Origin of the sequence: Peptostreptococcus anaerobius 653-L (genome assembly GCF_000178095.1) — a bacterium.
Lineage (GTDB): Bacteria > Bacillota > Clostridia > Peptostreptococcales > Peptostreptococcaceae > Peptostreptococcus > Peptostreptococcus anaerobius.
The window spans coordinates 16,226-32,686 of sequence record NZ_ADJN01000064.1; the positions used below are offsets into that span (position 1 = coordinate 16,226).

The following is a 16,461-nucleotide window of genomic DNA, read 5'->3' on the forward strand; positions in this document are numbered from 1 at the left end:
TTTATTATACCACACTTCCAAGACATTATAAATATAATTCTGTGGGAATGTTATACTTTTTCATCAATTTAATTTTTATCTTTTTATATTCAATATCGCTGAGTAAGTGCTTAGAAAGTAACATAGACAGCATAGATAATTGGAGGCTGTATTTTAATAATTCATTATTCATTTCAACTCCTCCTCATTCAAATTTATTTTTAAGTTTAATGACATTGGTAGGTGCTTGGCAGCAACATAGGAATCTCACCTCCGCCTCTTATTCCAGACGAGCCGGCTTAAACTATTGAAGTATCATTATCACTACTTGTTTCAACGAACAGATTGCCACATCTGTTTTTATGTATTCTTATTTATCGCTCGCTTTCTTGTTTCCTTGATTTATCAGTATTCATAAAACCAAAATTTCTTTCAGCAGAAAGGTCATGGCGTAAGTCATAATCCTCCACAAGTAGCTAAAGTCCTACCTTGGTCTATTCAGTTGTCAAGGAACAAGTGCCTAATGGCATTAAGAGAGATTTTTAACTTTGACTTTTCTCAAAACACTTCTTAAATAAGAAATGAGGACAGTTCTCCCTTCACTTTATAAAGGAAAATCTGCCCTCATGCACAAGGCGATTACTTCATAAATTCTTCCAATAGCACACTTAGTTTTTTAAGAATGCTATTTTTTCGCCATTGTATAGCTTGATAGCTCACTTTCTTACCTCTCGCTATGCTTGATAGCGTTTCATCATTGAAATACAAACGCTCTATGATGTCCCTTTCCTCATCGTTTAGTTTTGATATAGCATTTCTGACTGCCTCAATCATCATCTGTGTTTCAACAATCTTTGCTACATCAACGCTTTCATCAGCGATGTTATCTACAAAATTCCCATCATGATCCAAAGAGGAAAAGAAAAGCAGGTGGTTTTTTCTGTCCACCTGCTCTAAATACTTCTCGTGTTCTTTTTCTCGCCAGTAGACTTTATAAATATCTTCACTGACTTTTACCTTTTGCCCTCTGACATAAAGGTAATACTCTTTTGCCATAAAGTTTCCTCCATTTCTTTTTTGTCTATTTGTTTTTCAGACAAAAAAGGAGGACTCCTGCACATAAGCATAAAAAGTCCTCGAAAACGGAAGAAACCTGTTCTTCCAAAATGTTTTAAATTTAATTGTTTATAATAATTACCGACATCAAAAAGGTCTATTATTATTTTCTATATAAATAACAGACCCTACATAACACATAGCAATTACCTCCACTATTTAATCAAATTTTCCTTACTCGAAAAATATATATTAGAGCATTCTTTTAAAAGATCCTCTATACAACAGTTAAAAACCCAAGATAATATGCCGAAAAAATCTGAGCTATAAATATTAGTAGTAATCCACTGTTTTTGATACTTCTTTCTTTGAAAATTGCATATCCTCCACATAAAATCCCTATAATACTAAAAAACCATCCGGCAATAACAATAATCATAAGTTCATGAGCAAGAATTTCATATATTGAAAACCAATGAACTATTCCGGTAATTCCAGAAACCCCAAGCATAGCTCCACAAATATATAGATACATATGATGCCGCGTACATTTCTTCCGCCTTTGTAGAGTTGAAATGATGCATATAATCAGTAATGTTAAAAATAATAATGTGGTTGATATATAAGTTCCCAAGCTGAACAAAAATGCTATTTTTCCTTGTGTGTTAGTGGCAGGGATATAATCATGAGCTAATCTAAAGCTCATAGAATGTACTTTGCCGTCAGCTATATTAAAAGCAAGTGTTTTTTCTTCAGGACTCGCATCCTTGCAAAAGAAAATGTTAGAATCTATTTGTTCGTAATATTGCTTTTTATCTTCAAATGGCATAGTAAGACAAAGACGATTTCCATCTGTCACCCTAATGGAAATCATTTGCATTTTCCCTTGTATTTTTCCAACATTTTTCAATGCAGAGCGGGCAGGAAGATAATCTCCGCTTAACATCTTAAGATCTAAATTTTCTTTTATCTTTTTTTCATCAGCTTCTGTATATGCAATTTTTTCCATAATCTCCGAGCAAAACTCCGTCTCCATTACATTTGTCAATATTAAAATTGCTCTCTCATTTTTTGGCTCTACCCATATTTGTGTTTTGAACCCGTATGTTCCCCCTTCATGCCCAAGTATTTCCGGATTATTCACATATTGCCAGAAGCCATGAGACAAACCGGAATTTGCACCATAGGAGCGATAGGTTTCTGTAAACATATCTTTTTTAGTATGAGGATTATTAAACAACAGATTATCTTTGTCATGATTTTTAGCCAGCTCTTGTGCATAATTCAATAAATCTCCGGCTGAGCCATTCATTCCACCAGCAGGGTACATTCTTAAATACATATTCGGTTCTTTTCGGAATCCCTTTTCAGAAAAAGAATAACCGACTGCCTTTCTTGCCAAAATCGTAGGATTGTCATTCTGAAATGGACCTATCGATGTATTGTTCATATCTAAAGGTTTCAAAATATGTTCATTTACATATTCTTTGTAATTTTGACCGCTCGCTCTCTCTACAATAAATGCAGCTAATGCAGCACCCCAATTAGAATATGCGCTTACCTTGCCCGGTGAAAATACCTGTTCGGGTTGATATGAGGACAAGACTTCGGCTAATGCAAATTCCTTATCACTTTCAAAATAGCGCAGGTTAATAAGCTGATCCTCGAAACCCGCCGTATGATTCATGAGATGGAGCATTGTAATAGGTGTATCATAATGCAAATTTTTCAAAAAACCTTTTGGTAAATAATTGCGGATATCCGCATTCAAATCAATTTTTCCTTCTTCACTTAATTGCATTACACTCACCCATATAAAGGTTTTTGATATTGAGCCCCATTCAAAAACTGTGTTCTCAGGATTCATAGGTATATTTTTTTCTAAATCAGCATATCCGTAGGTTTTTGAAAACACAATTTCTCCGTGTTCAGATACAATAACACATGCACCCGGAACACTTTTACCTATATACGCATCCGCAACTTTATCAATAACAGTTTCGTAATGTTCAGTTTCTTCCGCAGCAAAAATAAAGGAACGCGGAAATAAAACGACAAAGGCAAAAGCAATGAAATAACTCAAAATGAAGATTTTTTTCATGATATTTCGCCAACTTTCACCTTGCTTATTTCCTGTGCAAGCTTAATGAGATGCTTGTATTCACTAATTAGCAATATAATTGCAATCAAAATTATAACGACATCATTCAAAGGCAACGCCAACCATACTCCGAGAACATTTCCGTTCAGAAAACGAGGCAATATCAATACTAAAGGGACTACAAGTACAAGTTGCCTTAGTATAACCAATACTCCTGCCTGTTTTGCTTTCCCGATAGCCTGAAAATAAGTGACTGTCATTATGAGCATGCCATAGGTAGGAAATATACAGTACATAAGTCTAAAATTAGATAATCCTGAACTTACGATAGCTGAATCGGTAATAAATGCAGATAATATCTGCACTGAAAAAATTTCGATTATGGCAAAGAAAAATCCGGCAAGACAAGTCGAACCTATAATAAATACATTCGTAAGTTTTTTAACCCTTATATATTCTTTTGCTCCGAAATTTGTTCCGACAGCGGGCTGCATCCCTTGACTCATTCCCCATATCGGAACAAATGCAAGCTGCATAACTCTTTGAGCGGCTCCCATAAGAGCTATTTGCTTTTCTCCGCCAAAATGCACTGCCGTATTATATACAACTGTCATTTGAACCAACATCATAATTTGCATGAGCATAGCGCTCATTCCCACGGAAAAAATTTCAGGTAATAAATCTTTTGCAGGTTTTATCCCATGAAAACGAACCACCGGACTTTTTTTCAAGAAGTATATTAAGGTGACCAGAGCTTGACTGATTTGAGAAATTACAGTTGCAATCGCAACGGCTTGCGGTCCCCGAGATGGCATAAGCAGAATGAATATAGGATCTAATATAATATTCAAAATAGCACCGGCCGCCATGATTCCCATTGCAACTCCCATGCGGCCCTCTGCCCTTATTACCATATTTGCACCTTGCATAAAATTTACGAATATGGAGCCGAGATATACTGTTCTTAAATAAGAAACACCCATCTCCAGCACTTCACCGTCGGCACCAGATAAGCGTAAAAATTCAGGAGCAAATATGATACCGATAATCATAACTACTGATGATAGAATGATTACCAAGAAAGTCAAATTTCCTATAATCTTATCCACGGTTTCTTTATCTTTTTTCCCGATTGCCCGAGAAAGTACAGAGCCCGAACCTATTCCGAGAAGAACTGCAATCGCATTATTGATCAATACAAACGGAGATGCCGCCGAAACTGCACTCATGGCATCGGTTCCTACCATTTGCCCGACATAAATTGAATCGACAAAGGCATATAATCCTACTATCAGTTGACCCAAAATCGCCGGCAAACTAAGGCTAATCATCAATTTCCAAGGATTTTCCGTAAGCAATTTATCACGAACATCCATTATAAGACCCTCCTTGTCTTTTATTTTTATGTTTTATCTATATTTATTCTGTATTCACAGCAAGCATCCATAAATTCCTCATCATGAGTGATTACAAAAATGGTTTTTTCTTTTTCCGTAGCCTTTTTTAGTTCCCTTGCAACCAAAAACATATTTTCGGCATCCAATCCACTGGTCGGTTCGTCAAGTATCAAAATATTTTTACCTGATAACAGCGCACAGCATACCGCAAGTCTTTGTTTTTGTCCCCCTGACAAGGAAGCAGGATGAGAATCTTTATATTCGTACAGATGCATATCCTTAAGCAATTTTTTTGCATCTTCTAAATTCTCTGCATCATATTTTGTTCCGAGCAAAAGTTCTTTTGAAACGCTTTCTGTAAAAAATTGTGTACCTGTGTCATTTGAACAGTAATAGGTATGTCTGCGAAGATTTCTGTATCTTACCTTTTCACCATGAATATAAACATTACCTTCTGTTGATTTTTCAAGTCCGCTCAAAATTAAAGCTAAACTGGTTTTTCCCGCACCATTGTTGCCTGTGATGGCAGTAACACTTTTTTCATTAGCAAAAATATCCACATTTTTTAATATTTGTTTTTTATTTTTCTTGAGAGCTATCCTTTCTCCCTGTATTGCAATATTGTCCGTTCGGGGTGGGGGAATTTGGTTTGTAAAAGGTTTATTTATAATACGGCGAAGTCCCTTTGAAATGCGTTCCAAGTCATTCATTGTACTAAATTCTAAAGAAGAATATTCATGCTGTATCTGTCCGTCTTTCATATATAAATACCTGTCGGCAAGCTCTTCTGTCCAACTGAGACGATGTTCGGCAATCAGCAATGTGTATCCTGCTTTCTTTAACTGCATAAGGATGTTTTTCATTTGAGTGATGCCGTCTTTGTCCAGATTTGCAGTCGGCTCATCAAACACAAAAACCTCCGGATGCATTGCATATACAGAAGCTACTGCTGCTCGTTGTTTTTCACCACTTGAAAGCAAATCTAAGGAAATCTTTCCTATGTTTTCCAATTTCATCTTATGAATAGCATCCTTTGTTCTTTTTTGAATTTCAAATTTTGAGAAACCGTAATTTTCACATCCAAATGCTATTTCACCCTCAAGCTCTGACGAAAAAAATTGTCTTTGAGGATCTTGAAATATGCTGCCGACAATTTTACCGATATCATAGGACGGCATCATTTCAATATCTTTTCCTGCAATTCGTATACTGCCTTTTTTAGTTCCTTTGTAATATTTTGGAGCAAGACCGTTGATAAGTCTGGTAATGGTCGTTTTCCCACATCCTGATTTTCCTGTCAAAACCACGCATTCACCGGCTTTTATCGCTAAATTTATATTCGTCACACCATGGTTGCTATCAGCATACTGAAAGGAAACATTCCTTAATTCAATCATATTTTGATGCCTCCTATCCATAAATAGCCCGATACCAAAGCGAACCATAAAATCATGGCAAATATATCCGTTATTTCAATCTTGCTCTCATAGTAGCTGCTTCTTTTTCCCGGTGATTCTCCACCTCTTGCAATAGCTGAAACGGAAAGCTGATCTGCTGTCATCAAAATTCTGACGAGCAGGGGAATCAGCACATATTCGCATGTCCTTGCGGGTGCTTGCAATATCTGTTTAATACCTGTCAGGTTTCTGTTTTTCATAGATAGATACACACTCCTTAACTCCGATTTCATGGTAGGAAAGAATCTGAATACTACAAGAACTCCCAAAATAATGGATGTGGGAAGGTGAATACTGCTTAGGAACGCTGAAATCTTTCCGGGTGGTGTTGTAACCAAATCCCATGACATCAAGAAAGCAGGAGAAAGATTCCAAAACATCAGCACATAAAATTCTGAAAAAATCAACATATGAAGTCCGCAGCGTTGTATGGCGCAGAGCAAAATTCCCAATAAGATGTAGAATATGCCATAATTAAATACGATTTTCCATTTTCCCTGTATAATAAGATGCAAAAAAGCGACAATTGTAAGGATACAGCTGAAAATGACATCTTTTCCCATATAAATGGCTATCAGCACACAAATGAATCCCCATATTTTAGTTATGACAGCAAAAGAAATTTTCCTCATTATAGAAGTCCCGTTTTTTTGAAATGCTTTCCCATAATTTTTTTCCCGGCCAGACCACCCGCAAACCCACATATCGTGGTAAAAATCACAATGAATACAATCCATCCGGGAGTCTTATAGTAGCTGATATATGAATCTATATAATTTTGATCCATGCCACTGCTTTTTGCAAAGCTGTAATAGGTTTCCCAAAAGAACCAAATCGGCAGTAAATTGACACCGTTATATAAAAGACTGGCAACAGTCCACGCCGCTATAATTTGTTTTGGATTTCTTTCAGAGCAATTTTTCCACAAGATTACTTCGCATATCATACCAACCGCAACAAAGTACGGTAAAAGATACCAGTTCCCCATCAACAGATAAATCATACCGACGATACTCATATAAACAAGGCTGACAAAGTGCTTCCTTACCCGACACAAAAGCAGATAATAGACAGGTGCACATAAGAACATGGTAAAACCGATTGATAAAACCATGCTGACAAAATGATTGGCCATGCATACCATATTTACAATAAACTGGATGAGAATAAGAAAGAGACTCAACAGAGCAGCCGCAATGACATCTTTAATTTCCCATTTTAATGCTTTATTTTTTTTCATTTATTTTCCTCCGTAAATATTACTTTTGAGCTTTGATGATAAAGGTCGGCATCGTGCGATACCTGCGTGCCATAAAAGGATTCCAATACTTTTCCTGTAACAGTGTCTCTGTTTCAATGTTCTTAAAACCTGTTTCTCTGCATGTTTCCAAATCCCATTCCGGGCGTTTTATATAACTTAAAGGGAGTTTTTTCAATTCGTCCATCATATCTGTATCATGATAATAATCCTGAAATTTGCCGTAGCGTTTTGTTAAAATGTTTTCATCTGACTGAAAGAGCTTTGCCTGTTCCTCTCCCCAAAAAGGGAAAAGCCAATTTGCATCTAAATTCAGCATACAACCGCCGGATTTCAAAATTCTGTACCACTGCGCATAAACTTTTTTCGGATTATTAAATAGCCAAAAGGCATGTCTTGAGACCACTGCATTAAAGGTATTATCGGGAAAATCCACTAACTCTGTGTCTTTAAGCATAAAAGTGATTTTATTTGAAAATCCTAACTCCTCAGATATTTTTTCAGCTTCCTTGAGCATTGCGACATTATTGTCTATTGCAATGACATCACACCCAATTTGTGCAAGAAGCAGTGAAATAAACCCGGTTCCACATCCGACATCTAAAATTTTGTTTTTTTGACAATCTCCAAGACACCGTTCTAACAAACCTCTCCATTCCAGACCTCTTTCTTCTATTTCTTGAAGAAGAAACATTTTCATTTTTCCGGCATCCCCGGACCATTTTTCCTCAGCCCTATTCATTTAACTTTCCCCTTTCCTATTTATGAAGCAAAAGTCGCATTTTTCACCGTTCATTCCCAGTGTCTGACTTCTTTCAAATACAAATCCCTTTATATTTCCGAATACGATATGATCACACAGACAGAATATCTCACAAAGCTCTGGGCATTCAAAAAAATTGCAGGTATCCGCCCAAAGGCACTTGAGCACATCGACACGGTAGTATTCCCCGTCATCCGACAGGATTCTGCTTTTCCATATTTCATCGCCCGACATCCCTTTTTTCATAAACAAACGAAATATCCTGAAAAACCCGGGGATATGGAAAAATGTTTTCAAAAGCTTATGTGCCTTTTGGGCAACATAAAATGAATACTCCTTTACCAATTCTTTTGCCTCATTTTTTGAAAGCCCTTTATCTATGAAACATCGGTATAGGGCTATATTTGAAATAATGCTTCTTTTTTGCCTTTTTTTCTGTTTTTCCGTCCATGATCCTTGATTGATTTCTTTGATGAGCTGCTTCATTTTTGTTTTATGTTCCGCATCTATTTTTTTTAATATCTGTGCATTTAACTTTCCGAAGTAAAATTTTTTGTATGTCATTCCAGACCTCCTAATTTCCATCCAATTGCATTTCCCCGAATTTCAACAAATCGTCGATAAAGTCCTTCCTGCTGTATCAGCTCCTGATGTTTTCCTCTTTGCACAATTCGTCCATTTTCAAGAACAAGAATTTGATCTGCTTCTCGAACTGTATTCAACCTGTGAGCAATCATCAGAAGCGTTTTATTTTTTGTCAGCTCTGAAATAGCCTGCTGCAATTCCCGTTCGTTTTCAGGATCGACACTTGCCGTAGCCTCATCTAAAATGACAACAGGTGCATCTTTCAAAATCGCTCGTGCGATAGAGATTCGCTGCTTCTCACCGCCGGAAAGGGTTGCACCTCCTTCTCCAATCTTTGTTTGGTATCCATCCGGAAGTGCGGATATGAAATCATGGCAGCATGCTTTCTTTGCCGCTGTAATCATTTCTTCTTTTGTTGCCTGCGGTTTTCCAAAAAGAATGTTATTTTCAATGGTATCTTCAAAAAGGTAAACTCTTTGAAACACGATGGAAAAATTTTTAAGAAGGCTGTCGCAGGTATAGTCTTTGACATTAACGCCGCCTAAAAGAATTTCTCCGTCTTTTACATCCCAAAACCGTGCAATTAAACTGCAAAGGGTCGTCTTTCCTGAGCCTGATGGTCCTACAATGGCACAGCTCGTACCTTGAGGAACAGAAAAGCTTACATCGTGCAGAATTTCCTTTTCCTCATATGCAAAGGAAATGTTTGAAACGGTTATGTCGTATGCTTTCGGGATAAGGTCTGTTCCCTTTTCATCAAGAAGGGGAATATTGGATATTGTTTCCAATCTGTCTAAAGAAGCATCCACAACTCTTGCAACGGCAGCCGTACTTCCTGCAAGCTCCACAGTCGTATAAATCATAAAGCTTGCGACAATAAGGAGCAGGCACTTTTCAGGAGTTATTTCTCCGTTCATAAGCAGGTATGGTGCAACAACAAGGATTGCGAATCTGGCAAATTTGAATATCATTTGAAAGACGGCAGCTAAGCCGGAGAAAACTTTTTCTAAAGCGATGTTTGCCTCTGCGCTTTCATTGATTGCAGCGTCTACGGATTTGTCCGAACGGTCGGCAAGTCCGAATGCCTTTATCACGGACATCCCCTGTATATATTCTAAAATGCCTGTAACAAGTCCGGCCTGTGCAGCTTGCCTGCGCGGAGAATATTTCATACCAGCTTTTTGTGTTTTTGCGTACACACAAAGGGAAAGAAAAAGCCCTATGAACATCAAAACTCCAATTTTCCATTCATAAAACAAAAGCCATATCCCTATCACTGCGGCGTGGATAAATCCTCCGGCTACCGCTTCCATGACGGTAACTGCATTGGTTTCCAGATCTCCAAGTGTTGTAGTAACTGCCGCTGTAATATCTCCAAGGCGATGCTCATTAAAATATCCCATAGGTACGCGTTTTAATTTTTCGCCAAGCTCCATGCGCCATTTGGAACACATGGAAAAGCTTCCAAGGGTTCTTTTTACAGCGGAAAGATTCGTAAATAGAATGCGTCCTGAAATACTTAAAAGCATAATCCCCAAGGCTGCCCATATTGTTTTAATCGACATGAAGCCACTTGAAAGTGATAATAGTATTCCGTTCAAAACTGCAAGCACAGCCATAATGGGAAGCATCTCAAACACGGAATTGCACATATGAAAAATAAACGATAAAATCAATCTTTTTCTTTCCATTCCGGAAAAATCCAAAAGTCGTCTGAACATCTGAATCATGCTGATACCTCCTTCATATCAAGCGTGCTGATATGTGCATTCCAAAGTTCTCTGTAAAGAACACAATTTTGGGTAAGCTCCTCATGTTTTCCTTCCGCTTCTATATTTCCTGCATTCATGACGATAATCTTATCGGCTGATGTGATAGTAGATAATCGATGTGCAATGACAATCAGCGTTTTTCCCGCTACAAGCTCGCTGATGGAGTGCTGAATTATCGACTCATTTTCAGGGTCTGTAAAGGCGGTAGCTTCATCTAAAATAACTACGGGGCTGTCTTTTAATATGGCTCTTGCAATGGCAATGCGCTGCTTTTCTCCGCCGGAAAGATTGCTTCCGCTGTCTCCGACAACGGTATCGTAGCCATTGGGAAGTGATGTAATAAAATCATGGCATGCCGCTTTTTTTGCTGCATTTTCGATTTCGCTGTTTGTAGCATCCGGCTTACCGATTCGTATATTTTCTCGTATAGAAAGATGAAACAAATAATTATCCTGTGAAACATACGCAATATGTTCCATTATCTGCGAAAGCGGTATGTTCTGCACATCGACACCGCCTATTTTCACGGTTCCGCTTCCCGCATTCCAAAAAGACGCAATGAGTCTGGCGACAGTGGATTTGCCCGATCCCGACGGTCCGACCAAAGCCGTCATTTCATTTTCATTCGCTTCAAAGGAAATGCTGTGTAAAACCTCTGTATCCTTGTAAGAGAAAGAGACGTTGGAAAATTCTATTTTTTCTCCTTTAAGCTGTACTCGTTTTTCCGGGCGTTCCATTTCTTCCGTATCCAAAAGGCTTCCGATTTCTTTTACGGTGGCATCTACCATAGCAAGGCTGTCTGTATATCGCAATGCCTGAATAAGCGGAGCAATCAAGCCCAATGATAAAATAATGCAGGATATAAAACTGCCTGCGCTTATGCTTCCGCCTATATAAAACAAACTTCCGACAGGAAGAACTCCGATTAGACTTGAGGGTGCTATTGCAATACCTGCCGCATAGTACGGATTCGTCTTTTTGAACCATTCCGATTTAGAATTTTCATTCTCCTTTACCGCCTCTGCATATTTGCGATAAGAATCGCTACTTTGATTAAAAGCCTTAACCACTTCGATTCCGCCTATATATTCAACCGTAGCGGCATCCATAGCTTTTGCGGCTTTAATAACTCTGTCATAACGCTTCTCATAATCTTTCATCATTCCCATATAACAGAGCATCCCGACAGGAAAGGTTGCAAGAGCAATAAGTGCCAGCCTCCAATCAAGGAACATGAAATAAATCAACATTAAGACAGGAATCATAATATTTGCTGTTAATTCCGGTATCATGTGAGCAAGGGGTAACTCCAGTTTTTCAACCGTATCTACAAGCATCGTTTTGAATTTTCCTGACGGGGTATCCAAGACAAATCCCATGGGCACTCGTGACAACTTTTTCGTAAGTGCAGTACGAATATTTTTTAGTATAGTAAATGCGGCTTTGTGAGACCGCACCGTAGATACAGTTGATAGACCAAGCTGCAAAAGGTACCCCAAAAGAGCAATTACTGCCATCGGCATGATTGATTTCAAGCTGTAATCGCCGGCGCATATTTGAATAATAATGCGTGAAACTGCAATGTACGGGACGATTCCAAACCCTGCACCAAGAACGGCAAAAACAACCGAACTTAAAAGCAAGCCTTTACATGATCCGGCAAACTCAAATAAGCGATGCAATGTGTTTTTGTTCTTCTTATTCTTCATTTCGATCTCCTTCTGCTAAAATATATTTTTCGATATTTTTCTTTTCTTCACCTCTCAAATCGGCAATTATTTTACCGCCTGACAAAAGCAAAACTCTGGAACATATTGTTTTTATAAATTCAATGTCGTGTGTAATAATGAGCAGGATTTTTTCCTGTTCAGAAAGTCTCTCTACCATCGTTCCTACTTCCCGCATGCTTTTTAAGTCAAGCCCACTGGTCGGTTCATCGAAAATAAGAATTTCTTTATCACAAAGCAAGCTGATTGCCACTGCCAACCTCTGTTTTTGTCCTCCTGAAAGTGAAAGGGGATGTCTGTTTTTTAATTCGGAAAGAGATAAGGCCGATAAAGTTTCGTCAATAACAGACTCATCTGTTGTTTTTGTTCCGAGTGTGCATTCTGTTTCCACACAATCCGTAAAAAGTTGATGTCCGACATCCTGCATCACCATGTAAGATTTTTTAATACGCGCTTTTGCAGACAAACTCCTGCCGTCTACAAAAATATTTCCCGATTTTTGTTTTATCAGTCCGCATATCGTGCGTGCCAGTGTCGTTTTTCCTGTTCCGTTTGCGCCGGTAATTGCGACGATCTCTCCACCATTTGCGGTAAAAGAGATGTTTTGCAAGATAATCTTTTCACCATATTTGACATGAATATCTTTCAGCTCTAAGGTGTGTTGGGAAAATTTTTTATCATTGGTATTTGTTTTGATTTCAGAAAGATTTCGACACCTGAGCCCCATATTTTGTATTTGTTCAAGCGGGAGCTCGCAAAAATCCTGTATACTCATATCCTTAAAAATCTGACCCTCCTGCATTAAGATGACCCTGTCTGCAACATCTGTTAAATACCACAAGCGATGTTCTGCAATGATAATCGTTTTCCCTTGTTGTTTTATTTTTTCTATCAGTTTTTTCAGTTCAAGCACGGAATGAAAATCCAGATTTGAGGACGGTTCATCCAATACAAAAATATCCGGATTCGTGGCATACACAGACGCAAATGCAATTTTTTGTTTTTCCCCTCCGGAAAGTTCAAAAATGCTGCATCCTTTTAATTTTTCTATATGCAAATCTTTAGTAATCCTTTCAAGCTGCTGTTTTAATTCTTTCGTCTCAAGCATTCTGTTTTCCAGTCCGAAAACAATTTCACTATCTGTATCTGTGTTGAAAAATTGTGTTCTCGGATTTTGAAAAACCGTGCCGACACTATCGGAAAGAGTTGAAATTTCGGTCTCGGCAACATTCATTCCTTTTACAGTTACTTTGCCTGAAAGTTTTCCTTCAAAAAAATGAGGAATCAGCCCGTTTACCAATCTGGTAAGAGTCGTTTTTCCGCATCCTGATGCACCGCACAAGAGAACACATTGTCCTTTTGGAATATTTAAGTGTAATTCCCGTAAAGAAGCTTTTTCCATATCCTTGTAGGAAAAAGAAAGTTTTATAAATTCAATCAAGGGAATACACCTCCTCGTAAAAAATCAAAAAATATCATGCAAATAATCCCTATATAGATTGTTACAATCAGAGCATCATGGATTGAAAAACAAACTTTTTCCATACAGCTGCGCCTTCCGACATGATCTATTCCTCTTGTAATTGCGGCTTGTGTGATTTCATCAGAGATTTTAGAAGCAGATACCAGCATCGGTACATATACATACTCCATTATTTTGACCGGATGGCGTAAAAATCCTGTAAAAGAAGCGGTTATCCCTCGAAGAGCCATGGCGTCCTTAATATAGTTCCATTCCTCAGCCATTGTCGGAAAGTATCGCAATGTAACAGAAAGTGCAATAGTGAAACCTTTAGGCAAATGCAATCGACTGAATGCAGCTAAAAAAGCACTGACCTTTGTAGTTTGTATTAAAAATGTGCCGAGCATAAAACAAGGAATAAGTTTTCTTATATAGACATCAAACATATATATGATGCCTCCGATCGTAACAGGTAATTTTGATATAACAAAAAGCTGTACCATCAATAACACAATAAAGAGAATTCCGTATTTTGAAGCAGTACGGAACTCTTTCGCCTGTAAGAGCAATAATATAGGGATTGCTGTAAAAAGGCATTCTATAACGATACTTTCATTCAGAAACACGGAAATACTTGTTATTGATAAAATCAGCAGCTTTGTTCTGGGATCTAAAGCCATTTATATAATCCCCACTTTTTCAAAATGTTTTTTCAATAATTTTTTACCTATAAGGCCTCCGATTATGGCACAAATAATTGTCCCCAAAATCATTAAGGGGATAACCCACCAATTTATTCTAATAGCATTGATGATTCCTTCAAAAGAAGAAACATCTCCTTTTCTACGCATGAATTCATCAAACTGTGCAGGCATGATAGCCATGGGAATATAGGCTCCCATTGGAGACAGCGCAAACACGCAATAGGCAAGTAAATTTCTTCTGAATGATTTGAAATTTCCTGATTGGCAAATAAAGTCCGCAATAAATCCAAATACGATGAAAAATACCGACATCATCCAAAACATACCGGTAACAAATAACAAGATTCCGGCAAGTATACCAAGTATGGAAAGTGATCCGCGCTTCGGTATTTTAGCGGTGTATAACATAAAAACACTGCCCGCAAATAAAGCTACTATCATCGGCATAAACGGAAAAGTGACAGGTGTCATCTGTGCGATACCGCCTATAACAAATGCAATAACAAAATAAATAAGTGAAAAAATGCCTATGGAAATATAATCTCTTGTTAGTAATATATTTTCTCTATTTTTCATAATAATCATATCCTTTCTAAATATAGTTGTTAGCCTTTGCTAACCTTGCGTGAAAATTTTACGCTTTATTTAAACCTTAAAAGTCCATCCCATCCCGAATTAAAAAAAACTGCAAGCTCTTTAACATATTTAATGGCTTGTTCTCTTGTCATATCATGCACAATCGTTTCAAAAACAGCTGTAAAATATGCACTGGTAATCATGTGATGTAAATCATGACTGACGTTTCCTGCCATTTTGCCTTTTTCTTTAAGAATAGCGTAATATTTTTCCGTACGGGATACTTCCAATTCTACAAGTTCATGAATATAATCTTCGTATTTTGTGCCTTCAGAACAGCAAATTACAAGCTTGAATTCTTCAAAATAATCATAAATATAATTCACAAAATGCAAAAGATATTTTGTAGACAGCTCTCTGCTTTCTAAAGTTTTATTTTCTGGAATTAAATCAAAATGTGCATCTTGTGCAGCTTTGAACTGTTCTATTAACCCATCAGCTACATCAGAAACAATAGCTTCAAATAAGGCCGCTTTATTAGGATAGTAACCATAAAAAGCACCTTTCGTAAATCCTGCTTCCTCGACAATTATTCTAAGTGAAGCATCCTTAAATCCTTTTTTTAAAAATTCTTTCTTGCCGACTGCCAATATTTTCTTTTGAGTCTCAGAAATAGTCATTTAAACACCTCCATCAACAATATACCATCGGTATATACCACCAGTATATACCATTGGTATATTGTTGTCAATAGTTTTTTTACATTCATAATAATATTCACATTTTTTCAATTTCCTGTTTGAAATTTACTCTAAAAATTAAATCATACGAGAACAAATTAAACTTATAATGCTAATGTTATCTTTAATCCAGAACTTTTTGAGCCTTAAAACAAAGAAATGTTTATTATGAATGTAAACTATTGCAAAATAATAAAGAATTACAAAAGTCCTTCGATTGGAATTATTCACCATATAAATCAACAAATCTGCGTTCTTCTATGGAGAGAAATATTTTAAAATTAATACAAAACCTATGATATAAATACAGCTAAAGGAATTGATTTATGGTATAATACAAATGTAATACTTAATAAAAGCTTAACGCTTGCTACCCTAATCATTCTTTTGTAGCAAGCACAGTAAGTGTACGGACACTTACGTAAAAATTGATGAAGCAGCCCTCTGGGATCTGCTTCTTTTTTTATCAATTTTTAACTTGTTAGGGTGTACCCTAAGACCCCGAAATACATTCAAAGGAGGATTTACCTATGGCAAATAGAATACGAAATGAAAGACTTGAAATTAAATTAACCGAAGAAGAAAAGGCTCTTTTTGAGGAGAAAAGAAAACTTGCGAAATGCAAAAATATGAGCCATTTCATTCGCAAGTGCGTTTTAGAAAAGGAAATATACCAAGTGGATTTAGAACCCTTTAGAGATTTACAAGGCTTGCTTTCCAACGCTACAAACAACATCAATCAGATTGCAAAGCGTATAAATTCTACTGGAATAATCTACAAAGACGATATAAACGATATAAAAAAGCAGATTGAATATTTCTCAAAAGAGTTGTGGCAAATACATTCTCTGCTTCTTAACAGAACTTCCGGAGGTGATTAAATT

The 16,461-nt window shown here is 37.1% G+C and carries 16 protein-coding genes; 1 reads left to right on the top strand and 15 read right to left on the bottom strand.

The window, feature by feature from the left end; genetic code table 11:
• Positions 1 to 25: 25 nt before the first annotated feature.
• The 15 genes from HMPREF0631_RS09890 to HMPREF0631_RS08205 all read right to left on the bottom strand — a co-directional run bounded on the left by HMPREF0631_RS09890 (position 26) and on the right by HMPREF0631_RS08205 (position 15,517).
• Positions 26 to 172, bottom strand: a complete 147-nt coding sequence (locus tag HMPREF0631_RS09890) for an SHOCT domain-containing protein (RefSeq protein WP_001058405.1) — start codon at positions 170 to 172, stop codon at positions 26 to 28.
• Positions 173 to 618: 446 nt separating this feature from the next.
• The gene (locus tag HMPREF0631_RS08140; protein ID WP_001051308.1) at positions 619 to 1,035 is read right to left on the bottom strand and encodes a sigma factor-like helix-turn-helix DNA-binding protein; all 417 of its coding nucleotides are present in this window, start codon (positions 1,033 to 1,035) and stop codon (positions 619 to 621) included.
• A gap of 277 nt (positions 1,036 to 1,312) precedes the next feature.
• Positions 1,313 to 3,136 carry a serine hydrolase domain-containing protein gene (locus HMPREF0631_RS08145; protein ID WP_002844382.1) on the bottom strand — a complete coding sequence of 608 codons (1,824 nt, stop codon included), beginning with the start codon at positions 3,134 to 3,136 and terminating at the stop codon, positions 1,313 to 1,315.
• Positions 3,133 to 4,512, bottom strand: a complete 1,380-nt coding sequence (locus HMPREF0631_RS08150; RefSeq protein WP_002844373.1) for an MATE family efflux transporter — start codon at positions 4,510 to 4,512, stop codon at positions 3,133 to 3,135. Before HMPREF0631_RS08150 ends, HMPREF0631_RS08145 begins: the two co-directional genes overlap by 4 nt.
• A 26-nt stretch (positions 4,513 to 4,538) precedes the next feature.
• Positions 4,539 to 5,930 carry an ABC transporter ATP-binding protein gene (locus HMPREF0631_RS08155; protein ID WP_002844372.1) on the bottom strand — a complete coding sequence of 464 codons (1,392 nt, stop codon included), beginning with the start codon at positions 5,928 to 5,930 and terminating at the stop codon, positions 4,539 to 4,541.
• The gene (locus HMPREF0631_RS08160; RefSeq protein ID WP_002844403.1) at positions 5,927 to 6,622 is read right to left on the bottom strand and encodes an energy-coupling factor transporter transmembrane component T family protein; all 696 of its coding nucleotides are present in this window, start codon (positions 6,620 to 6,622) and stop codon (positions 5,927 to 5,929) included. Before HMPREF0631_RS08160 ends, HMPREF0631_RS08155 begins: the two co-directional genes overlap by 4 nt.
• Positions 6,622 to 7,230 (bottom strand): MptD family putative ECF transporter S component, encoded by a 609-nt coding sequence (locus HMPREF0631_RS08165; protein ID WP_002844381.1) that lies wholly within the window; start codon positions 7,228 to 7,230, stop codon positions 6,622 to 6,624. Before HMPREF0631_RS08165 ends, HMPREF0631_RS08160 begins: the two co-directional genes overlap by 1 nt.
• Positions 7,231 to 7,249: 19 nt before the next feature.
• Positions 7,250 to 7,990, bottom strand: coding sequence for a class I SAM-dependent methyltransferase (locus tag HMPREF0631_RS08170; RefSeq protein WP_001077894.1), 741 nt, complete (start codon positions 7,988 to 7,990; stop codon positions 7,250 to 7,252).
• Positions 7,991 to 8,575: an L-2-amino-thiazoline-4-carboxylic acid hydrolase gene (locus HMPREF0631_RS08175; RefSeq protein WP_002844398.1), complete on the bottom strand. Its 585-nt coding sequence runs from the start codon at positions 8,573 to 8,575 to the stop codon at positions 7,991 to 7,993. It abuts the gene before it with no gap.
• On the bottom strand, positions 8,572 to 10,326 hold the full coding sequence (locus tag HMPREF0631_RS08180) for an ABC transporter ATP-binding protein (protein ID WP_002844378.1): 1,755 nt from the start codon (positions 10,324 to 10,326) through the stop codon (positions 8,572 to 8,574). The genes HMPREF0631_RS08175 and HMPREF0631_RS08180 overlap by 4 nt, the downstream gene beginning before the upstream one ends.
• Positions 10,323 to 12,077 carry an ABC transporter ATP-binding protein gene (locus HMPREF0631_RS08185; protein ID WP_002844383.1) on the bottom strand — a complete coding sequence of 585 codons (1,755 nt, stop codon included), beginning with the start codon at positions 12,075 to 12,077 and terminating at the stop codon, positions 10,323 to 10,325. The genes HMPREF0631_RS08180 and HMPREF0631_RS08185 overlap by 4 nt, the downstream gene beginning before the upstream one ends.
• Complete coding sequence (locus HMPREF0631_RS08190; RefSeq protein WP_002844386.1) at positions 12,067 to 13,536, bottom strand: ABC transporter ATP-binding protein; 1,470 nt, start codon at positions 13,534 to 13,536, stop codon at positions 12,067 to 12,069. Before HMPREF0631_RS08190 ends, HMPREF0631_RS08185 begins: the two co-directional genes overlap by 11 nt.
• Complete coding sequence (locus HMPREF0631_RS08195) at positions 13,533 to 14,237, bottom strand: energy-coupling factor transporter transmembrane component T (RefSeq protein ID WP_001162459.1); 705 nt, start codon at positions 14,235 to 14,237, stop codon at positions 13,533 to 13,535. The genes HMPREF0631_RS08190 and HMPREF0631_RS08195 overlap by 4 nt, the downstream gene beginning before the upstream one ends.
• Positions 14,238 to 14,837 (bottom strand): MptD family putative ECF transporter S component, encoded by a 600-nt coding sequence (locus HMPREF0631_RS08200; RefSeq protein ID WP_002844380.1) that lies wholly within the window; start codon positions 14,835 to 14,837, stop codon positions 14,238 to 14,240. It lies immediately after the preceding gene.
• 65 nt (positions 14,838 to 14,902) lie between these two features.
• On the bottom strand, positions 14,903 to 15,517 hold the full coding sequence (locus HMPREF0631_RS08205; RefSeq protein ID WP_000155678.1) for a TetR/AcrR family transcriptional regulator: 615 nt from the start codon (positions 15,515 to 15,517) through the stop codon (positions 14,903 to 14,905).
• A 590-nt stretch (positions 15,518 to 16,107) separates the two neighbouring features.
• Here HMPREF0631_RS08205 and HMPREF0631_RS08210 point away from each other — a divergent pair.
• Positions 16,108 to 16,458, top strand: coding sequence for a plasmid mobilization protein (locus HMPREF0631_RS08210; RefSeq protein ID WP_002844384.1), 351 nt, complete (start codon positions 16,108 to 16,110; stop codon positions 16,456 to 16,458).
• Positions 16,459 to 16,461 lie beyond the last annotated feature (3 nt).